Origin of the sequence: Coxiella endosymbiont of Dermacentor marginatus (assembly GCF_907164955.1) — a bacterium.
Taxonomy (GTDB): Bacteria; Pseudomonadota; Gammaproteobacteria; order Coxiellales; family Coxiellaceae; genus Coxiella.
The window spans coordinates 685,419-705,721 of record NZ_OU015521.1 but is presented as its reverse complement, the minus strand read 5'-3'; the positions used below and the strand labels follow the sequence as shown (position 1 = coordinate 705,721).

The window sequence follows — 20,303 nt, the reverse complement described above, 5'->3', positions numbered from 1 at the left end:
GTCCCATCAGGATTGAGATAAGTTTTGATAATTAATCCAATGAAAGCTAGATTAAATTGTCTTTACAGGTCCTACATCCGGTTGAGGCCGGTGAGTTAATTGAGTGATGAGAGATACCACAGTTCTTCTTAATTCACGACGATCCACTACCATATCAATAGCTCCATGTTCTAATAAAAATTCACTACGTTGAAAACCTTTCGGTAGTATTTCCCGAATAGTTTGTTCAATCACACGTGGACCAGAAAATCCAATTAGTGCATTAGGTTCCGCAATGATAATATCACCTAACATAGCCAAGCTGGCAGAAACTCCTCCCATAGTAGGATCCGCTAATATCGAAAGAAATGGGATTTTTTGCTTTGCCAACCGTGCTAACACAGCGCTTGCCTTAGCCATTTGAAACAAGGAAAAAAGACCTTCCTGCATCCGAGCTCCCCCGCTCGCTGAAAAACAAACAAACGGCTGCTCTTTAGCTATTGCTGTCTCTGCGCCCCTTACAAATCGTTCCCCAACAGCAACTCCCATTGAGCCTCCGATAAAAGAAAAATCAAACGCAGCAACAACAATTGGAATAGTATAAAGATTTCCTTTATACACGACAAGAGCTTCCTTTTCTCCTACTGCCTTTTGAGCACTATTAAGCCGATCTTTATATTTCTTTGAATCTCGAAACTTAAGACAGTCTACCGGTGCGATATTTCCTCCTATTTCTTCTTGACCCTCTTCATCTAAAAATTGCATTAATCGTTTTCGAGCATTAATACGAATATGATGATTACACTTAGGACAAACTTCTAGATTCCGCTCCAACTCGGCACGATAAAGAACCTCTGTACAAGAAGGGCATTTATCCCAAATTCCTCCCGGAACCCATTTTTTTGTGGGTGTAGAGATTCGCGGCAATAATTTTGCAAACCAATTCATCTACCTTAACCTTAGTTAATTATGGGAAAGGTCCCGGCGGGGTCTTAGGTAAACTAAATTCTTGAGAATAGGTCACTTCTACTAAATATAATCCATTCGACGGTGCCGTCACTCCTCTTTTGTGGTAGTCTTTAGTTTTCAAGATAATTTCTGCCCATTCCGGATTTTTCTTTCCACTTCCGATGGCAATCAACACACCGACAATATTTCGAACCATATGCAACAGAAAGGCATTACCTTGAACTTCGACGATTACCATACACTGAATTCGAAAAATTTCAATTAGAAATATAGTGCGTACCGAAGTTTGTGATTGGCAATCCGCTCCTTGAAACGACTGAAAATCATGCTCTCCTATGAAATATTGTGCAGCAATCCTCATTTGATTTTCATCTAAGGGCTGGTAGTACCAACCCACTGCCTTACATAGAATGCCAGGCCGAATTTTATGATTATAAATTATATAGCGATATCGTCTAGCTTGAGCAGAAAATCGAGCATGAAAATTCTTATTTACTTCCTTAGCCCATAAGATACTGATGTCGAAAGGAAGATTGCTGTTAGTACCAGAAACCCATGCGTGCTCACTACGATAAGAAGTTGTATCAAAATGTACTACCTGCCCGCTCGCATGTACTCCAACGTCGGTTCGGCCAGCACAGAACACAGAAACAGTATGATCAGCTACCGCAGATAAAGCTCTTTCTACTTCTCCTTGAACTGTCCTAAGTTCCTTTTGCACTTGCCAGCCGTGATAAGCAGATCCATCGTAACGGATACCTAAAGCAATACGGGCAGTCATGATAATTTAAATCTTGACAAAAGCGGGGCTTTCAAAAGCTCATTAATTTCCTTCTGTTGCTCTACTTTTTCGTTTTGCATAACTTTATTTAGAACCTTTTCATTTCGCTTCATGATCTTCTTATATCAAGATACGTTCAATCCAAATTGATTTTGACTGAGAGGTGCTTTGAACTTTCTCATACAATCATACTCACCCCTATCCAAGCTAATAGTAGAAGAGTATAATGAACCCTCCTCAAATATCTTATTTTCTTTGGTTTCACATAAACTTCTTCCGTATTAGGATCGCTAACTATAAATGAATGTTCTCCTTCTTCCAAGCTCTATTCCAACAAAAAATACTGCCCTACACCTTTCTCTTAAGAAGAGAATAGAAATTATCTTTTCACTTTATTATATACCTTTATCAAAATTAACCAGAAAAATCAAAGATTAGAAGAGAGGTGCTCGATTACTCTAATTTTCTTGAGATTTATCTTCCTAAACTAATTTATAAAAGCTCAGCAACTACATTTTATCAATACCATACTTAAAAACTTTATATCACAGTTTTAACCATTACAAGAAAATCATGATCCCAATTACTATCGCCTATTATTGCAATGAAAGGATTGCAAACCTTTAAAAAAGAAATGCACAACAGAAATTAAAATGAAAATCTATAATCTGTATTTTGCCTGGTTGGTTTTTATTGCTACTGCATTTCCTCCTATTCTAAATATTTCTTAATCAAGAAATAGTTAATAGTTAGATGTACTTACTACTAGTTCTCTTAGATTTTTTATTTTTTCTTTATCAAAGATTTTATTTTATGATGGTTGATCGATCGAAGGTCGGATTAAGTTTGCAGCAATCAATTTTATCAAGTCAATTGCTAGAGAAGATTTCTTATCTAAGGAAAGATCTTTTATTTCTCCTAATCGATTAATTACAGTAACGGCACTTTTATCACTTTCAAACGCTTTTTCCGAATTAAGTATAATCATATCCATATTTTTCTGTTGTAATTTTATTTTTGCGTTTTCCAAATGATTTTCAGTTTCCAATGCAAAACCCACAATGAAAGGTTTTTTAGATAATCCGCTTACTATTGATACAACATCAGGATTTTTAACTAAATTAAGAGATAAATTAATTTTAGATTTTTTTATCTTTGTAGCTGATTCTATTGCAGAACGATAATCACTTATGGCTGCCACACTGATAAATACGTCACAATTTGAAATTCTCTGTATAACCGCCTTAAACATTTCTTGTGCATTAACAACGTTAATACAATTAATTTTTTTAGAAAGGGATAAGTTTGTTGGTCCACTAATTAAAGTAACTTCAGCACCCATTACAGCAGCTGCTTCTGCTAAAGCGTAGCCCATTTTTCCAGAACTTCGGTTGGTTAGGTAGCGGACAGGATCGATAGCTTCATGTGTTGGGCCTGCTGTTATAAGTACGCGCTTCCCTATAAGAATTTTTTCAACAGCATGTTTTTCCAAACAACTCACTAATTCTTCAGGCTCCAATAATCGCCCCGGACCATAATCTCCACACACCTGAATACCTATTCCGGGGCCAAATATTTCAATTCCGTATTTTTGCAATCGCTTAATATTCACTTGAGTTATTTTATTAAACCACATTCGTTGATTCATAGAAGGAGCCACCGCGATAGGCGCTTCTGTCGCTAAACAAAGAGTTGTTAGTAGATCATCTGCTTGACCGTAAGCTAAACGCGCAATAAAGCCAGCACTGGCGGGAGAAACTAAGACTTGCTCACACCAATGGGCTAAATCAATATGCTCCATCCCAGAAGTTCCTCCTAAAGAAAATAACTCACATACTACAGGCGCTCCTGAAACTGCCTGAAAAGTTAATGGGGCGATAAAAGCTTTCGCTGCCGGTGTCATTACTACCCGAACTAACGCGCCTTGCTTTTTCAATTGACGTACCAGCTCAACGCTTTTATAAGCAGCGATAGCACCTGTAATACCAAGAAGAATTTTTTTATTGCTTAGCATAAATAGTGGAACAGCATACTCTTGCTCTCTGATATTTATCAAGAGCTTTAGGGATAATTTTTATTCATTTTCTAACTTAGTGTTAATTTAACTTATATTTATCTGGATTTTCTAATTTTTCTTCTCTTTATGAAACCAAATCAGACATGCTTAAATTGTAAATGCTTCTCCCTCTGAGATTTTTCAATTTCTAACAGATTTTTAGTTTTCTCTTTTTGATTAACTTTAAATTTAGATTTTGTCTGTTCTTTTAAATATATCTTACCAATTGGTATAAACAACGTCTTCATTAGAAATTACTTTCAGTTGATTCTAATGTACTTAGAATTGCTTTGTAGATAGAATATCAATATTTTTTACATTATTATATTCCTTAAGATGAGCAGTTGAAATTGAAACTTGAGTACTACGATAGTATTTCCTTATGTATTTAATTTTATCTATAAAAATTTAAATACAACGCAAGTTTGAAAAGAGGATGTAGGATTTAAGAGTGCATAATCAATGTTTACATAAATTTGTATTTTCATCTAAGTTTAGGTAGAGAGTACCTACCCTCCCCTCATAACTCAATCGAGCTTCCTTTCTGATAAATAAAATACTCATAAAGCTCTGTTTAATAATAATGTAAAACTTTTCAATCTAATCATTTGAAAAATCTTATTAAGCAAGGTTTGTTTAATAAAGCGGATATTTTTTTGATAGAAAATCATCCTTCTAATTAAGGAGAAGTTTTTTAGACCTCAAGGTTTGAGATCATTTCAACTTTTTAAAAAGCTAATTTTTTTCTTAGTGAATTTGATTTTTCTCCTTCTGGACTTTTAAAGATTCAAATCAATTTTAGTGCCATATCCAAATATGTTTATTACCTTTGAAGTTCTATAAAAAATATATAGTATTAATTTATACTAATCGATCATAGCGCCCTTATATATAAGTTGCAAAGGATATGATATGCATTTAGAAAGTATCGAATAATCCAATGGTTTAGAGAAAAATTCTTTTCTCTGTGGTTATTTTGTTTTGCTAATTCAAAAAAACGACCTCTTAAAGATCAGATAATTAGTGAACAAACCTTTTTTCTTAATTCTCTTAGTGAGTAAAAGAGAGGCCTCGTCTTTGGTAATAACACGAATTTAATTTTTAACGCTTGTAAAAGCTTTCTAATAAAACTTTCTTTTTGTAACAATAGGCTTTATATCGAAGATAAAACTACCCCTATAAGGAGCTTTATCTTTTTGCTCTGATAAAAGGAAATTTTAGCGAGAAAGTATCAATTCACTTACTCTGTTTCGCTGATTAATGTCGCTTATATCTTTTTTTAAGTGCTTTTTTACGAAGGCGGATGGATTGCGGAGTAACTTCCACTAATTCATCATCTACAATAAATTGTAGGGCCTGTTCTAAACTGAATTTAACAGGTTGGGTTAAAATAATACTTTCGTCACTACCCGAAGCTCGAATATTAGTAAGCTGTTTTTCACGACAAGCATTCACAAACAGATTATTATCTCGTAAACATTTCCCGATAATCATTCCTTTATAAACCGGTTGTCGTGGCTTAATAAATAAATCCCCACAAGCTTGCAAATTCCAGAGGGCATATGCAGTAGCAATTCCCTGACTGTTAGAAATTAGCACTCCGCGAGTGCGTGTTTGCAAAGATTCCTGAACTAATGGGCCATAATGATCAAACATGTGATACATAGTACCAGATCCAGATGTTAAGGTCGAAAATTGAGCATGTAAACCAATTAAACCCCGCGTTGGGATTAAATAATCTAAGCGTACTCTCCCTTTACCATCCAGAGTCATATTTTTTAACTCACCTTTACGTTTTACTAAATTTTGAATGATATTACCTTGATGTTCTTCTTTGATATCCAATATTAAATTTTCAAATGGTTCACACAATATGCCATCAACGAATTTTTTAATCACTTCAGGTCGTGAAACTGCAAACTCGTAACCTTCGCGACGCATATTTTCAATCAATATTGATAAATGAAGCTCTCCTCTTCCGCAGACAACAAATTTGTTTACATCGGAACCAAAAGTGACTCGTAGAGCGATATTAACGATTAATTCTCTCTCCAGTCGTTCTTTAATTTGGCGACTTGTTAAAAATTTCCCTTCACGACCTGTAAAAGGTGAATTATTTATTTGAAAAGTCATACTAACTATTGGTTCGTCTACGATAAGAGGAAGTAAAGCTTCTGGGTATTGTGGGTCGCAAAGCGTGTCTGAAATTCTCAAATTTTCAATACCCATTATGGCCACAATATTTCCCGCATTAGCTATATCAATATCGATTTTTTGTAAGCCTAAAAAACCCAGCAACTTCAAAATGCGGCCCGAACGTTTCTTACCTTCACGATCAATAACAATCACCGGCGTATTTCGAAGGACGGTACCGCGTTGAACCCGCCCAATACCAATAGACCCTACATAACTTGAATAATCTAAGGAGGAAATTTGCATTTGAAAAGGACCATTCAAATCAACCTTAGGCGGTTCTACCTTCGATAAAATTGTTTCAAAAAGTAGCTTCATATCCGAAGCAGTCTGTTTGGGATCTAAAGTAGCATAACCTTTTAAAGCTGATGCATAAACAACTGGAAAATCCAATTGTTCATCAGTTGCGTTTAGGCTTACAAATAGATCGAAAACTCGTTCTACTACCCAGTCAGGACGTGCTTCCAGACAATCTATTTTATTCACTACTAAAATTGGTTTTAGTCCCCATGCAAAAGATTTGCGAGCCACAAATTCAGTTTGTGGCATCGGACCTTCCACTGCATCTACTAGTAGTAAGACAGAATCAACCATTGATAAAATACGTTCCACTTCACCACCAAAATCAGCATGCCCTGGAGTATCAACGATATTAATATGGTAATTGTTCCAATGAATAGCCGTGTTTTTCGCAAGAATGGTAATACCTCGTTCTCGTTCCAACTCATTAAAATCCATCATCCGCTCACAGAGCACTGTTCGATCGCTTAGAGTCCCAGATTGTTGGAGTAACCGGTCTACTAAAGTAGTTTTCCCATGATCTACGTGAGCAACAATGGCAATATTTCGGATGTTTCCTATCATAAATATTATTAATAATCTTTAAAGAAGCAATTCAATTAGAAAAAAGTACCTCTTTGCAAGGTAATAAATCATTCGTCTTTTTAGAACAAAAGAGATTTACTGTTAATGAAATGTACCGTCAGCAAAAAAGTTTTTGTCAATCAATACCTCTGCTATCTGAATGGCATTAAGCGCAGCGCCTTTACGAATATTATCGGCTACTATCCACAAATTTAATCCATTTGGATGGAAAATATCCTTTCGGATACGTCCAACAAAAACCGCGTTAGCATTAACAGCATGGCTAATCGCAGTCGGATAAGAATTATTTTCATCCACCACAATAACGCCAGGTCCTTGGGACAGGCATTCTCTTGCCTCTTCAAGACTAATAGGATGGCGGGTTTCGATATGCACAGCTTCAGAATGACCAAAAAATACAGGAATACGAACGGCTGTCGGATTAATCCATAAGTTAGGATCTCCCATTATTTTTTGTATCTCCCAAACCATTTTCATTTCTTCCTTTGTATACCCATTTTCATAAAAAATATCAATATGAGGAAGAGCATTGAAGGCAATTTGCGAAGGAAAAATAGTCGATTTTTCAATAGGCTCACCATTCAATAAATGAGCTGTTTGCTCTGCCAACTCTTGAATAGCTCGCCGACCTGCCCCTGAAACGGACTGATAAGTAGCAACGTTTACTCGTGTAATTCCTACTGCATCATAGATAGGTTTTAAAGCCACCACTAATTGGATAGTGGAGCAATTAGGATTAGCAATGATATTATGATTGCAGTAATTTTCTAAAGCAGAAGGATTTACTTCTGGAACTACTAACGGAATATCGTCGTCATAACGAAAATAGGAAGTAGTATCGATTACAATACATCCAGCTTCTGCAGCACACAGTGCATATTCGGCTGAACGTTCAGCTCCAGCTGAAAAAAAAGCAAACTGGACTTTGGAAAAATTGAATTTCTCTAAACTACGGACTCTTTTTTGTTTCCCGCCAAAAAGTACGTTTTGCCCTTCTGAGTTTTTGCTTGCAATTGGGTAAATCTCCCCAACGGGAAATTGTCGCTCGAAGAGAAGTTGGAGAATTTTGCCACCAACAACACCAGTTGCTCCTACCACGGCAATATCATAAACCACAGTCATTTTATCCTCCTCTTTCATACAATATTTATAAATTTTGGGCCTTGTGCCGCAGATAGTGGTCCATTAAAACTAACGCCAACATAGCTTCGGCGATAGGTGTAGCACGAAGCCCCACGCAAGGATCATGACGGCCGGTAGTGATTACGTCTACTTCTTTTCCCTTCACGTCGAGAGTTTTTCCTGGAATTCGAATGCTTGGTGTAGGTTTAAAAGCTAGGCTTACAAGAATATCTTGACCTGAGGAAATACCAGCTAATATTCCCCCAGCATGATTGGATAAAAATCCTTCTTTTTGCATTTCATCGCGATGCGCTGATCCTTTCTGTTCAATTACCGCAAATCCATCGCCAATTTCCACTCCCTTTACTGCGTTAATCCCCATCATAGCTGAGGCAATTTCAGCATCTAATTTATCGAATACAGGCTCTCCTAATCCTATAAAGGTCCCTGTTGCAACTACATTAACTCGGGCACCAATTGAATCGCCTTGGCGCCGCAATTCCATAATGAATCGTTCAAGCTCTGGAACTTTATTTTCATCAGGAAAGAAAAAAGGATTATGTTCTACAACAGAAAAATCAACTTTTTCTGCCCGGATAGGTCCTATAGCAGCAACATACCCCTGAATGTTAATTTGCAATTTTTCTCGCAAATACTTTTTGGCGATAGCACCAGCAGCAACTCGCATAACAGTCTCTCGAGCAGAAGCTCTTCCCCCGCCTCGATAATCTCGAAATCCATATTTCCTAAAATAAGTGTAATCTCCATGACCCGGACGAAATAATGCTTTTATTTTCGAATAATCTCGAGAACGCTGGTCAGTATTCTGAATCAATAATGTAATGGGCGTACCTGTGGTTTTGCCCTCGAAAACTCCCGATAGTATTTTGATTTGGTCAGCTTCTCGGCGTTGTGAAGTAAAGCGAGACCGGCCAGTTTTACGTCGGTCAATATCTGCTTGAATGTCTTTTGTGCTTAAGGCGAGTCCAGGTGGACAACCATCAACAATAGCTACTAATACTAAACCATAGCTTTCACCAGCAGTAGTGACAGTAAATAGTTTGCCAAAGGTATTTCCAAACATTATGTTTTAATAGCATTAATACTTGAATCTGTCTATATTGAAGGAAAAGCTGGAATTTTATTTTCTACTTTCCACTACTTTTCATTAATGTTCAGAAAGCTACTATTGAAGTGCAATAGTTTAATTCCAGATAAAGCAAAGTGTCTAGAAAGATAAAGATCATCCGATGAAGATAACTACTTGCAAGATTACTTAGAAAAAAGGATATAACGCATTTATAATAAGAGTCACTGTCTCAAAATACATTCGTTAACTCAAGTGTTTTGATTTTTTACTTAATCTAACTTTCCGATAAGTTTGCCGTGTGGTGGATACGGCGCATTAATTATCTTATTTAAAGTATGGAGAAGTTGTTAAAAATAACACCATGATAATTAATCTTTATAGATTTTGATCAGACAATAGCAAAACTTCCGAAGACTCTTATCAGGAAAAATTTAGTAATAGCTCTTTGAAAAAGAGCCAAAAATTAATTAAGATTAAGATTCTTAGATCATGCATTTCTCCATCAATTCTTTCAAAATTAAAAAAAGTCATGTAGTTTAAATACCCTAACAATCACAGCAAATGTTTACAATTGAAAGAAATAAAGACGATCAGTTAATACTATATTTACTTAAAAAGAACTCATTTTAATATTCAGATTGCAGTTAAATTTTGACCAGACTATACTAAAAAAGCTATGAGTACTAAGAAAATTGAGTTTGAAAAGTGAAGTCTTATGCCTCTTCATAGTAGTTATTCGATGTATGTAGTTATATACGTTTTAAAAGAATTAAAAGATAAAAAGTAAATCTTTTTTAATCCAAAAAAGTATTTCTAATTAGTTAAATTATATTAGGAGAATGATGAAAAATTAATGAATCTGAAAATTTTTTATGATTATAATGAGGTTGATATCTTTTTGATTAAACTTTGAAATTGAGGATCAGAGGAAATTTTGTGACCAAATAACCAGTCGTAAAGTAGAGGATCAGGCTCATCAAGAAGGCAATTAAATGATTTTTTTTCTTCAGATGTCAAAGTCAAAAATTGATTTTCATAAAACTTCTCTAAAAGGATATCCAATTCCAGCATACCTCGACGACACTTCCATTTAATTTTTCTTAACTCTAAAAACTTATCCATCTTTACTTCTCTCTAAATTGAACCCGTTGAGTTATTTGGCACAATAATTCGTATCCAATAGTACCGGCCTGTTCAGCTATTTTTTCGACAGGCAAGCCATTTCCCCACAAAATTACCTCATCCCCAATTTTAGCATCTGGCTCATGGCGCAAGTCGATGGTTATCATATCCATAGATACCCGACCAATTAACGGGCATATTTTTCCATGTAATAGTGTTGGAGTTCCGCTGGGTGCGTGACGCGGATATCCATCACCATAACCAATACCAACAATACCAATAAGTGTATTTTCTGAAGAACGCCACGTACACCCATAGCCTACCATGTCTTCAGGACGACAATTTTTAACTGCTATTATCTTCGCAGATAAAGTCATTACCGATTTTAAATTTCGCTTAATACCAACTTCATAAGAAAATGGGGACACACCATATAGTATAATTCCAGGACGAACCCAATCAAAAAAAGCAGTAGGATAAGCTAATAAGCCTGCCGAATTTACTACACTTTTAGGAACATTCCTATTTTTAGTAATTTCTATAAATTGTTTAATTTGCCATTCAGTAAACGATCGATCTTTATTATCAGCATCAGCTAAATGACTCATTAATCCAATTGGTTTTTGTACAGACAGGCAAGCGGACAGTCGATCATAAGCAGAGCCCACCTCTTCTAGAGGAAAACCTAATCGATGCATTCCAGTGTCAACTTTTAACCAAACTTGTAAGGATAAGGAAGTGTTATTTTTTTCCAAAAGATTTACTTGATAAGGATGGTGAATTACTGCTACCAAATTATGTTGAATAAATTTGTTTAATTCTGCCTTATTACTAAAGCCACGCATAACCACAATTGGTGTTACAATTCCATTTTCCCGTAAAATTAATGCTTCATCAATACATGCCACTCCAAATGCATTCTTAAGTGCTTTAGCAACTCGAACTAATCCATGACCATAACCATCGCTTTTAATCATAGCTAAAACAGAAGATTGAGGAGCAATTTCTTTTACTCGAGAAAAATTATATTTGAGTGCATTTAAATCAATAGTAGCTAGTGCTCGGTCCATGCTCACACTCCAAAAGGCGATCGTAGTAGCACATTCTCGTGAGAGAAATTATCAAAACGAGTATATTGTCCACGAAATGTAAGTATCACCTTTCCAATGGGACCATTCCGATGCTTCGCAATAATAATCTCTGCTTTACCCTTATCCGGAGATTCTTCATGATAAACCTCATCACGATAAATAAAAGCAATCAGATCGGCATCTTGTTCAATTGCACCTGACTCCCGTAAGTCCGACATCACAGGACGTTTGTCGGTTCGAGCTTCCAAACTGCGGTTAAGCTGAGATAAGACGATAATAGGAATATTTAATTCTTTTGCTAGTGCTTTTAAAGAACTAGAAATTTCAGATATTTCTATACTGCGGTTTTCCCGATTGTTTGGGATATGCATCAATTGAAGATAATCCACAGCAATTAAACCTAGCACTCCATGCTCACGAGCTAAACGCCTTGCCCGTGAGCGAATCTCTCCGGGAGTTAAAGCAGGAGTATCATCAATAAATAATTTAGTTTCTGAAAGCATTTCAACAGCACGTGTAATTCGAGGCCAATCATCATCTTTAAGTTGACCTGTACGCACTTTATGCTGGTCGATACTCCCCAGAGATGAAATCATCCGCATAACCAATGCTTCAGCAGGCATCTCCATACTAAAAATGAGTACTAAAACATTGCTCTTTATTGCTGCATGCTCAGCGATATTAATCGCTAATATGGTTTTTCCCATGGAAGGACGACCTGCAATTACGAATAAATCAGCTGGTTGTAAACCAGAAGTTAATCTATCTAAATCAGTGAAACCTGAAGAAAGCCCAGTGAGGACTTTACTAGAATGATAGAGCATATCAATGCGATCCGTTGCTTTAGTCAACAAGGTGCTGATTGGTACAGGACCAGCTCCTCGAGAACGGCTTTCAGAAATATTAAAAACTCTTTGTTCTGCTTTATCAAGTAATACTTTAATATCACGACCGTCAGGATTAAAGCCATCCCGCGCAATATCTGTTCCAGCTTCAATTAGTTGCCGTAAAATAGCTCGTTCCCGGACGATATCTGCATAAGCCACGATATTTGCAGCACTAGGTGTGTTTTTAGCCAACTCATAGATATAGGCTTCTCCAGGCGCATTTAGTCGATCCTTTGCTTTAAGAGCTTCTGATATAGTCAATACATCTAAAGGTTTATGTTGATCAATCAAGCGAGACATCGTTTCAAAAATTACTCGGTGATCGGATCGATAAAAGTCTTTCATACTGATCCGATCAGCAATACGATCCCAGGCACGATCATCCAACATTAAGGCACCGAGTACAGATTGTTCCGCCTCTTGTGAATGAGGTGGAATTTTAGGGGGTAGATCTTTTTCTTTCTGACGTGGTGGCATAAGGACTAGTCTAACATTCTGACCTTAGAACAGGAAGGCACCACCGGACCCTTTCTCAAAAAAGCGCGTTTTTCTATATCTAGAAAACAAGTAGTGTAGGCCAAATAACGATAATGTTTGTAATTTCTCTCTGATAAGTAAATTTTGTTGCGGTGCAGATTAATGCGTTATAAATTATTGAAATTGCTGGTCGTGCTAAGAGGATCAGCAGAGATTCTTATTACTTAATAAAAGCTCGATTCCAAAAAAACCCTAAGCTGTTAATGAAATTAGAATAATATTCTCTAAATACGTATCCCAATTTAAGTATGGAAAATTATATAGACATAGAAAAATAAAGTGGATTCTTTGACAAGCCTTAGTAAGGCTGAATGATTTTCTTAAGCTGATTATTCACGTATAATTATTTTCATTATTCAGAAACCACTTCAACTTTTAACATAACAGTAACGTTAGCATGAAGATGAATTGGAACTTCATATTCGCCAATTTGGCGAATAGGTCCTTCTGGCAAGCTTATTTCACGTTTTTCAATATTAATACCCTTGCTAGAAATTGCTGCAGCAATTTCACGAACCCCCACTGAACCAAAAAGCTTACCTTCATCACTGGCTTTTGCTATGACGCGAAAAGTTTTTCCCTCCAATTTTTTCGCACGTGCTTTAGTTCTCTCTAACTGTTCTGCTGCTAACTTCTCTAATTCTGCGCGGTTTTTTTCAAATTCCGCGATATTTTCTAGCGTCGCAGGTACAGCTTTCCCATACGGAAATAAAAAATTACGCGCATAGCCTGGCTTTACGAACATTTGATCACCAATATTACCTAAATTTTCTATTTTTTCCTGCAAAATAACCCTCATATTCACAATTTAAATCCTCGTTAATTCTTCAATAAAGTGTAATGCTTTCGAAAATTATAAAAACTATCGATAAGCCCCATGATAGCTAAAATAATCACTGTAAAGAATGTTAATAACAAAAAAGCGATATAAACCATTATCATCAATAATACCATTTCTTTCCGATTCATTACTAACCAATGAAGGATGCTAAATCCCTCAATCATAAACGGAAATAATAATACAGGATAGGTATCCACGAGCCAACTTGGCTGCCAAATTAAACCAATACTAGCGATGATTAACAAGCTCGCACTTACTTGACTAATACGGATTTTCGTAAATTCAAACTGTAATCGTCCAGGAGAAAAAAGAGCTGTTTGCCACCAACGGGCTGAAATTAACAAGATAATTGTTCCAAATAAAACAAAAAAAATAAAGCTTCCCGTAGCAATGGAAACAAGATGTTGGACAAATTCTGCAGAACGATCAGTACCTAAATGAAAAGTTAAGGCCCAATCATTAAATTGTAAGTAATTATTAATTAAACCTATCCATATTTTCCGAATGTTTGGAAAAATAAGATGCACCATACTAACTACCAATGTTCCCATTACAGAAGCAGCTTCTAATACCCACTGCCAAGAAGTAGCATAGCGTAGAATTAAACCAAATATAAATACTAAACTGCATTGGGCAAGTAATAGATCAAATCGATAAAAAAAGCTAAAATGTCGAGTGATCACCAAAGCAATGGCGGGTAAAAGAACAAAAGCTAAAACAACTAAACTCGCCTTATAGCCTTTTTGGAGGGTAACCAATCCTAAAATTAAAGTGGTAAAAAATCCTACAGGCAGAAAAAAAGCTAATAATGAAAAACTCAGCGCAGCTATAGCTGCACGAATGTTATCGGCCAGTAAATATTTTCCAAAGCTTTTCATTAAGTTACCAAAATCATCACTCTCGTCTGCTTACTTACTCACAATAGGAAAAAGATTAAATTTCTTTTATCGATGCGCATCGCAATACGGTAATAAAGCTAGATAACGAGCCAGCTTAATAGCACGAGATAATTGGCGTTGATACTTAGCGCTTGTTCCTGTGATACGACTTGGAACTATGCGGCCGGATTCCATAACGTAGTCTCTTAACGTATCGATATCCTTATAATCGATTTCTCGAATATTTTTTGCTTTAAAAGCACAGAATTTTTTGCGATGAAATGACATATATTCCTCTTAGGTTTCTTCAAGTTTTTCAACAGTCCTTTCTTCAACGAAGACTTTTAGCTTCTCTTTCAAAAATTTCGTTTGTTCAGCGCCTTGCATAATGAGTGAAAGCTCGGTAATAGCATGATTGCGTTTTAAAATTAAATTACGAATCACAGCATCGTTATAGCGAAAAGCATTTTTAAGCTCATCCAAAACAGCCTTATCACATTCAATATTCATTAAAAGATAATGAGCTTTGTATACTTTTTTGATAGAATAAGCTAGTTGACGGCGTCCCCAGTCTTCTAATCGGTGGATCTTGCCCCCGCCTTCTTTAATCATCAGCTGGTAGCGTTCAATCATCGCCAATACTTGCGTACTTTGATCGGGATGGACTAAGATTATGACTTCATAATGTCGCATTAACAGTTTCCTCCTGACTTGGCTTAATAAATCCCCCGAGATTAAATCGGTGGAACAGGGACAGACGCGGTATTCTAACTAATCCCATGAAGGATATCAAATTTAATCCAAAACATACGCAGATTCATTTTCTTACTATCTAAGGGTGAGAGTATGGATAGATTAGCAGCAGGTTTTGAACAATCAAAATAAGATAAGGTTTAAGTTCATATAAGATTCATGCTATGCTTAAGTAAGCATGAGAATTAAGAAGATATGCTAATTACTGAAGATATTAGTATTGAACATTACCAAATTCGAGCTTATGATGCCGTATCGGTTACGATTAATGAAACGCTTTATACATCAAGTGTAATTGTTTCTCCCTCTAAGCTCATTAGTGACTGGGCGCCGAAGTCTTTAGAAGAATTAAAGTCTGAACATTTCCAAGTTGTGTTATCTTTAAATCCTGAGGTGGTCATCTTTGGGACTGGAAAAAAATTTATTTTCCCAGTTCAAGAAAAGCTTAGGCCGCTTTTCCAAAAACGAATTGGAATTGAATCTATGGATACAGGTGCCGCCTGTCGTACTTATACAGCATTAATGTCCGAAGGGCGGAAAATAGTGGCAGCACTAATTATAAATAACAATTCGTGGAATAATTCATGAAAAAATTAATTATTGTAGCTGCACAGATTAATTTACTGGTTGGAGACATCGAAGGAAATACTCAACTCATCGTTGATACAGCCAACCGCGCCTATCGTAAAAGCAGAGCTGATGTCGTATTATTTCCAGAATTAGCTATTACAAGTTATCCACCCGAGGACCTACTCTTTCGACCTGTACTTTATCAGCGTGTTCATCGCGCACTCCAACGAATCGCCAAGGAAGTTAAGTATACTACTGTTATCGTAGGATACCCGGATTTCCAAGAGAAGCGTTACTATAACAAAGCGGCTGTGATTACTAAAGGAAAAATAGTTGCAACCTATGGAAAACATGCACTACCTAATTATCGGGTTTTTGATGAGAAACGTTATTTCTCATCTGGAGATCAACTCTGCATCATCGTAGTTAAAGGAATAAGAATTGGCTTATTGATTTGTGAAGATTTATGGTTAGAAATGCCTTTAGAGGACACTGTCAAAGCAGGAGCACAATTAATCGCCTGCATTAATGCTTCTCCTTTCTCTCAAGATAAATCACATCTTCGGCGTGTTTTGTTAACAAAACGTACTCAGAAATATCGTGTTCCCATTATTTATTTGAATTTAATTGGGGGGCAAGATGAGCTCGTTTTTGATGGCGGTTCTATGGTATTTAATCAAAATGGGGAGCATATTCAACAAAGTACTTATTTTAAAGAAGAGTTAATGACCATTGAATTTGACCTTGAACATCAATTAGATATAAAAATCAAACGCCCATTGCCACCTGAGCCTTTAGATGAAGAAAAAATTTACAATGTTCTGGTATTAGGCATTCGCGATTATATTAATAAAAATAATTTTCCCGGTGCTATTATCGGCCTTTCTGGAGGTGTTGACTCTGCTTTAACATTAGCTATTGCTGTTGATGCCATTGGATCATCACGAATGAGTGGTATTCTAATGCCTTCCGCTTTTACCTCTTCAATGAGCATTGAAGACGCGAAGTCAGAAGCCCAAGCATTGAAAGTTTCAACATCTATTATTAATATTAATTTTATCTTCGAAGCTCTTATTCGAAGTCTAGCATCAGAGTTTAGAGGGTTTCCTAAAGACGTCACTGAAGAAAATTTGCAAGCGCGTATTCGGGGTACCCTATTAATGGCTCTCTCCAATAAAAAAGGCACTATTGTATTAACGACCGGAAATAAAAGTGAGATGGCTGTTGGGTATACTACTTTATATGGTGATATGGCTGGTGGCTTCAGTGTACTAAAAGATGTTTATAAGACAATGGTATACCGCTTGTGTAAATATCGAAATACTCTTTCACCTGTTATTCCTGAGCGTATTTTAACTCGCGCACCTTCTGCAGAACTGGCTCCAAATCAAAAAGATCAAAACACCTTACCACCTTATCCGATACTGGATAAAATTTTAGAGCGTTATATTGAGAAAGACGAAGATCCAAACACAATTGCAGCTGCTGGTTTTGATATTAATATAGTTAATAAAGTAGTTCGAATGATAAATCGTAATGAATATAAGCGTCGGCAAGCATCTATTGGTATCCGCATTACGGAACGTGCTTTTGGTAAAGATCGGCGGTATCCGATTACCTCTGGGTTTTCAGAAGATATTTAAGACCTATTTTTATCTCAACTTGTTGAAAAAAACTTTTTAAGAATTGTTCAGGAACTTCTAAAGAAACGGATAAACAAAACAGTCGTTTGTCATCAAACTCTTTGCATTTAACCGCATCTTTCTCTGTCATAAGGATTATTTTATCATCTTCAAATTGAAAATCTTTTTTCTGATAAAAATAATGATCGGGAAATGCGTGTTTTATTACTTTTGCTCCTAGTAATTCAAGCTGATAAAAAAAATTTTGTGGATTCCCTAACCCAGCAACTGCATGGATAGTTTTCCCATGCAATTCTTCAAAATTTATTTTTTTTTCTGGGTTGTTTAATTGATAAATTTCCACAGGGTACAACTGCTTTACAACAAGGAAATCCACCGAATTTAATCGCGATTTTGGTTCCCTCAAGGGTCCTGCTGGCATACACAATCCATTTCCAAATTGACGATCAGAATCTATAACAGCGATTTCAATATCTCGTGATAACGAATAATGCTGCAATCCGTCATCGCTGATAATAATGTTGCAATTAAAGTTTTTTAATAAGTATTCTATAGCATCCGGGCGATTGACGCCCACCACCATTGGAAAACCTGTTCTTGCCAATAAAATAGCTTCATCTCCAACTAGATGAGGATCGCTATTCGGTGTGACGATTTGGAGTCTATCTTTATTTTTTCCTCCATAACCGCGACTAACAATCCCTGGCCGAAAACCTTGCTTTTTTAATTGATTCACAAGCCAAATAGCTAAAGGAGTTTTCCCACTACCACCTACAGTAACATTACCTATCACAATAATCGGCACTGAAAATTGTCGGATTTTTTTAAGGCCAATAGTATAGATTGTTCTTCGGAAAATCACAGCCAGTTGGTATAATAAAGAAAAGGGGATTAAAAACTGACTTATCCAAGAGCGTGATTGATACCAAAATTGCGGTGCTATTATCATTTCTGATTCTCAATATCAATCAAAATAGGGTTTTCCGAAAATTGCATTTGATACAATTCAGCATAAATTCCTTTTAAATCTAAAAGTTGCTGATGCGTTCCTTTTTCTACGATACACCCTCTCTCCATCACAATAATCCAATCGACCTTCTCAATAGTAGACAATCGATGGGCAATTACTAAGGTAGTCCTTTCATGCATTAAATTTTCCAACGCTGCTTGAATATGTCTCTCCGCATGTGTATCTAACGCAGATGTTGCTTCATCGAAAATAAAAATAGGAGTGTTCTTAAACAAGGCACGGGCGATAGTGATCCGTTGGCATTGTCCTACAGAAAGGAGCACACCGTTTTCTCCAACAATAGTATTTAAACCATCCGGTAATTGATCGATAAATTCCATTACATGAGCTGCTTGAGCCGCTTCTATAATTTTTCTCTTATCAACACGTCCTAATTGGCCATAAGCAATATTATTTAAAATAGTGTCGTTAAATAAGATAGTGTTTTGAGACACTAAAGAAAATTGATTACGTAACTCTTGTAAATGAAACTCTTTAATATTAATTCCGTCAATTTTAATGATCCCTTTTGAAGCTTCGTAAAATCGGGGTAATAAATTAATTAACGTAGACTTTCCAGCGCCTGATCGACCTACTAATGCGACTTTTTGTCCTGCTTCGATAGTTAAATTAATGTTCGAAAGAATAGGCTTTGGACTTTTATCATAGGAAAAAGAAACATCAGAGTATTCTATGGTACCCCTTGCTCGTAACAAATGACGACTTCCCATATCCCTTTCAACGTCTTCATCTAATAACTTAAAGATACTTTCCGCACCAGCAACGCCTTTCTGGATATAATTATTAACCATAGTAAGTCGACGTATAGGTCTAAGCATCATGATCATTGCAGAGATCACAGAAGCAAAACTGCCAGCAGTTACATGTAAAGAAGGTTGAGTAGCAAAAAATAAAATGATGGCAACCTGAATAGCGATCAGTAACTGTATTAATGAAATACTGACACTGTTAGTTATCACCACTTTCAATTCGTTCTGTTGATTTACCTTAGTGATATGGTGAAATTTTTTATTTTCATAGGTTTGTCCACCAAAAAGACGGACTACTTTATAAGCTTCTATAGTTTCACTCGCAATATGCGTAACTTCACCTATAGATCGTTGCACACTAGTACTCAATCGACGTAATCGCGTACTACAAATTTTCATTACCCAGGCAATGATCGGAGTAATTATTAAAAAAAATAACGTTAATTCCCAATTGACTAAAAACATCACTATCAGTAAGCCAATGACTAATGAGGATTCTTGAAGTGTAATAACTAGAGCATCAGAGCCTGCTTGAGAAACTTGTTCTACATTGTAAATTACCGTGGATAGTAAATGACCTGAACTGTTCTGATCATAAAACTTGACAGGTAAGCGCAATAAATGACTAAAAATCATCCGTCTAAAATCCATCACAATATTGCGAGCTACTCGATTAATAAAATAAGTTGATAAAAATCCTGCTATCCCTCGAAATAGGAAAATTAATATAATTATTAAGGGCAACCAACGAATAAAACCAGCATCACGGGCAATAAATCCTTGATTAATGATCAATTTTATTAACCAAGTAAATCCAGCATCAGTCAGCGAGACTACTATCGTACCAATAATCCCAAAAATAAAGATTGCACAGTATCGCTTAGTGACTTGCAAAAGGCGTCCATAAATTTCAATGCCTTTTTGTTTAACTCTTTTCATCAGCAGCTTTTGGGGCCTCTCTTATACCCAAAAATAACTCTGTTCTCCAACGACCAGAAGACTATTCTGTCGTCTGGAGGAAATCCGAATAAAAATAGCCCTTTTTACGGTAGTATTCAAGTTCTGGATCCTTGCTTGCCATACCGTTTTCTAGCACTCGATAATTTGGGATATGACAACAATTATAA

At 36.1% G+C, this 20,303-nt stretch carries 17 protein-coding genes; 2 read left to right on the top strand and 15 right to left on the bottom strand.

The window, feature by feature from the left end; all coding sequences use genetic code 11:
* Positions 1–51: 51 nt before the first annotated feature.
* The 13 genes from accD to rpsF form a co-directional block, all read right to left on the bottom strand.
* A complete protein-coding gene (gene accD / locus ONG85_RS02745; RefSeq protein WP_264435413.1) occupies positions 52–927 on the bottom strand; it encodes an acetyl-CoA carboxylase, carboxyltransferase subunit beta in 876 nt (291 codons plus the stop codon).
* Positions 928–946: 19 nt separating this feature from the next.
* Entirely contained in the window at positions 947–1,729 is a 783-nt protein-coding gene (gene truA, locus ONG85_RS02740; RefSeq protein ID WP_264435412.1) for a tRNA pseudouridine(38-40) synthase TruA, read from the bottom strand.
* 811 nt (positions 1,730–2,540) lie between these two features.
* Positions 2,541–3,785, bottom strand: coding sequence for a bifunctional phosphopantothenoylcysteine decarboxylase/phosphopantothenate--cysteine ligase CoaBC (gene coaBC, locus ONG85_RS02735; RefSeq protein WP_264435411.1), 1,245 nt, complete (start codon positions 3,783–3,785; stop codon positions 2,541–2,543).
* Between the two features lie 1,257 nt (positions 3,786–5,042).
* The gene (typA, locus tag ONG85_RS02730) at positions 5,043–6,842 is read right to left on the bottom strand and encodes a translational GTPase TypA (protein ID WP_264435410.1); all 1,800 of its coding nucleotides are present in this window, start codon (positions 6,840–6,842) and stop codon (positions 5,043–5,045) included.
* A 102-nt stretch (positions 6,843–6,944) separates the two neighbouring features.
* The gene (locus tag ONG85_RS02725; protein ID WP_264435409.1) at positions 6,945–7,985 is read right to left on the bottom strand and encodes an aspartate-semialdehyde dehydrogenase; all 1,041 of its coding nucleotides are present in this window, start codon (positions 7,983–7,985) and stop codon (positions 6,945–6,947) included.
* Between the two features lie 25 nt (positions 7,986–8,010).
* The gene (aroC, locus tag ONG85_RS02720; RefSeq protein ID WP_264435408.1) at positions 8,011–9,069 is read right to left on the bottom strand and encodes a chorismate synthase; all 1,059 of its coding nucleotides are present in this window, start codon (positions 9,067–9,069) and stop codon (positions 8,011–8,013) included.
* 882 nt (positions 9,070–9,951) lie between these two features.
* Entirely contained in the window at positions 9,952–10,197 is a 246-nt protein-coding gene (locus ONG85_RS02715) for an FAD assembly factor SdhE (RefSeq protein ID WP_264435407.1), read from the bottom strand.
* 2 nt (positions 10,198–10,199) lie between these two features.
* Complete coding sequence (gene alr, locus ONG85_RS02710) at positions 10,200–11,267, bottom strand: alanine racemase (RefSeq protein WP_264435405.1); 1,068 nt, start codon at positions 11,265–11,267, stop codon at positions 10,200–10,202.
* A gap of 2 nt (positions 11,268–11,269) precedes the next feature.
* Complete coding sequence (dnaB, locus tag ONG85_RS02705; RefSeq protein WP_264435404.1) at positions 11,270–12,652, bottom strand: replicative DNA helicase; 1,383 nt, start codon at positions 12,650–12,652, stop codon at positions 11,270–11,272.
* A gap of 412 nt (positions 12,653–13,064) precedes the next feature.
* The gene (gene rplI / locus ONG85_RS02700; protein ID WP_264435403.1) at positions 13,065–13,511 is read right to left on the bottom strand and encodes a 50S ribosomal protein L9; all 447 of its coding nucleotides are present in this window, start codon (positions 13,509–13,511) and stop codon (positions 13,065–13,067) included.
* Positions 13,512–13,531: 20 nt separating this feature from the next.
* On the bottom strand, positions 13,532–14,431 hold the full coding sequence (locus tag ONG85_RS02695; RefSeq protein WP_264435402.1) for a hypothetical protein: 900 nt from the start codon (positions 14,429–14,431) through the stop codon (positions 13,532–13,534).
* 66 nt (positions 14,432–14,497) lie between these two features.
* Positions 14,498–14,719: a 30S ribosomal protein S18 gene (rpsR, locus tag ONG85_RS02690; RefSeq protein WP_264435400.1), complete on the bottom strand. Its 222-nt coding sequence runs from the start codon at positions 14,717–14,719 to the stop codon at positions 14,498–14,500.
* 9 nt (positions 14,720–14,728) lie between these two features.
* Positions 14,729–15,124 carry a 30S ribosomal protein S6 gene (gene rpsF, locus ONG85_RS02685; protein ID WP_264435399.1) on the bottom strand — a complete coding sequence of 132 codons (396 nt, stop codon included), beginning with the start codon at positions 15,122–15,124 and terminating at the stop codon, positions 14,729–14,731.
* A 255-nt stretch (positions 15,125–15,379) separates the two neighbouring features.
* On the opposite strand from rpsF, the gene ONG85_RS02680 reads away from it, so the two are divergent.
* Both ONG85_RS02680 and ONG85_RS02675 read left to right on the top strand, forming a co-directional pair.
* Entirely contained in the window at positions 15,380–15,772 is a 393-nt protein-coding gene (locus ONG85_RS02680; RefSeq protein ID WP_264435398.1) for an Mth938-like domain-containing protein, read from the top strand.
* Complete coding sequence (locus ONG85_RS02675; RefSeq protein ID WP_264435397.1) at positions 15,769–17,397, top strand: NAD+ synthase; 1,629 nt, start codon at positions 15,769–15,771, stop codon at positions 17,395–17,397. Before ONG85_RS02680 ends, ONG85_RS02675 begins: the two co-directional genes overlap by 4 nt.
* On the opposite strand, the gene lpxK is transcribed toward ONG85_RS02675, so the two are convergent.
* The gene (gene lpxK / locus ONG85_RS02670; protein ID WP_264435396.1) at positions 17,369–18,346 is read right to left on the bottom strand and encodes a tetraacyldisaccharide 4'-kinase; all 978 of its coding nucleotides are present in this window, start codon (positions 18,344–18,346) and stop codon (positions 17,369–17,371) included. The two genes, ONG85_RS02675 and lpxK, sit on opposite strands and share 29 nt — an antisense overlap.
* A complete protein-coding gene (gene msbA / locus ONG85_RS02665) occupies positions 18,343–20,115 on the bottom strand; it encodes a lipid A export permease/ATP-binding protein MsbA (RefSeq protein ID WP_264435395.1) in 1,773 nt (590 codons plus the stop codon). Before msbA ends, lpxK begins: the two co-directional genes overlap by 4 nt.
* Positions 20,116–20,303: the final 188 nt, after the last annotated feature.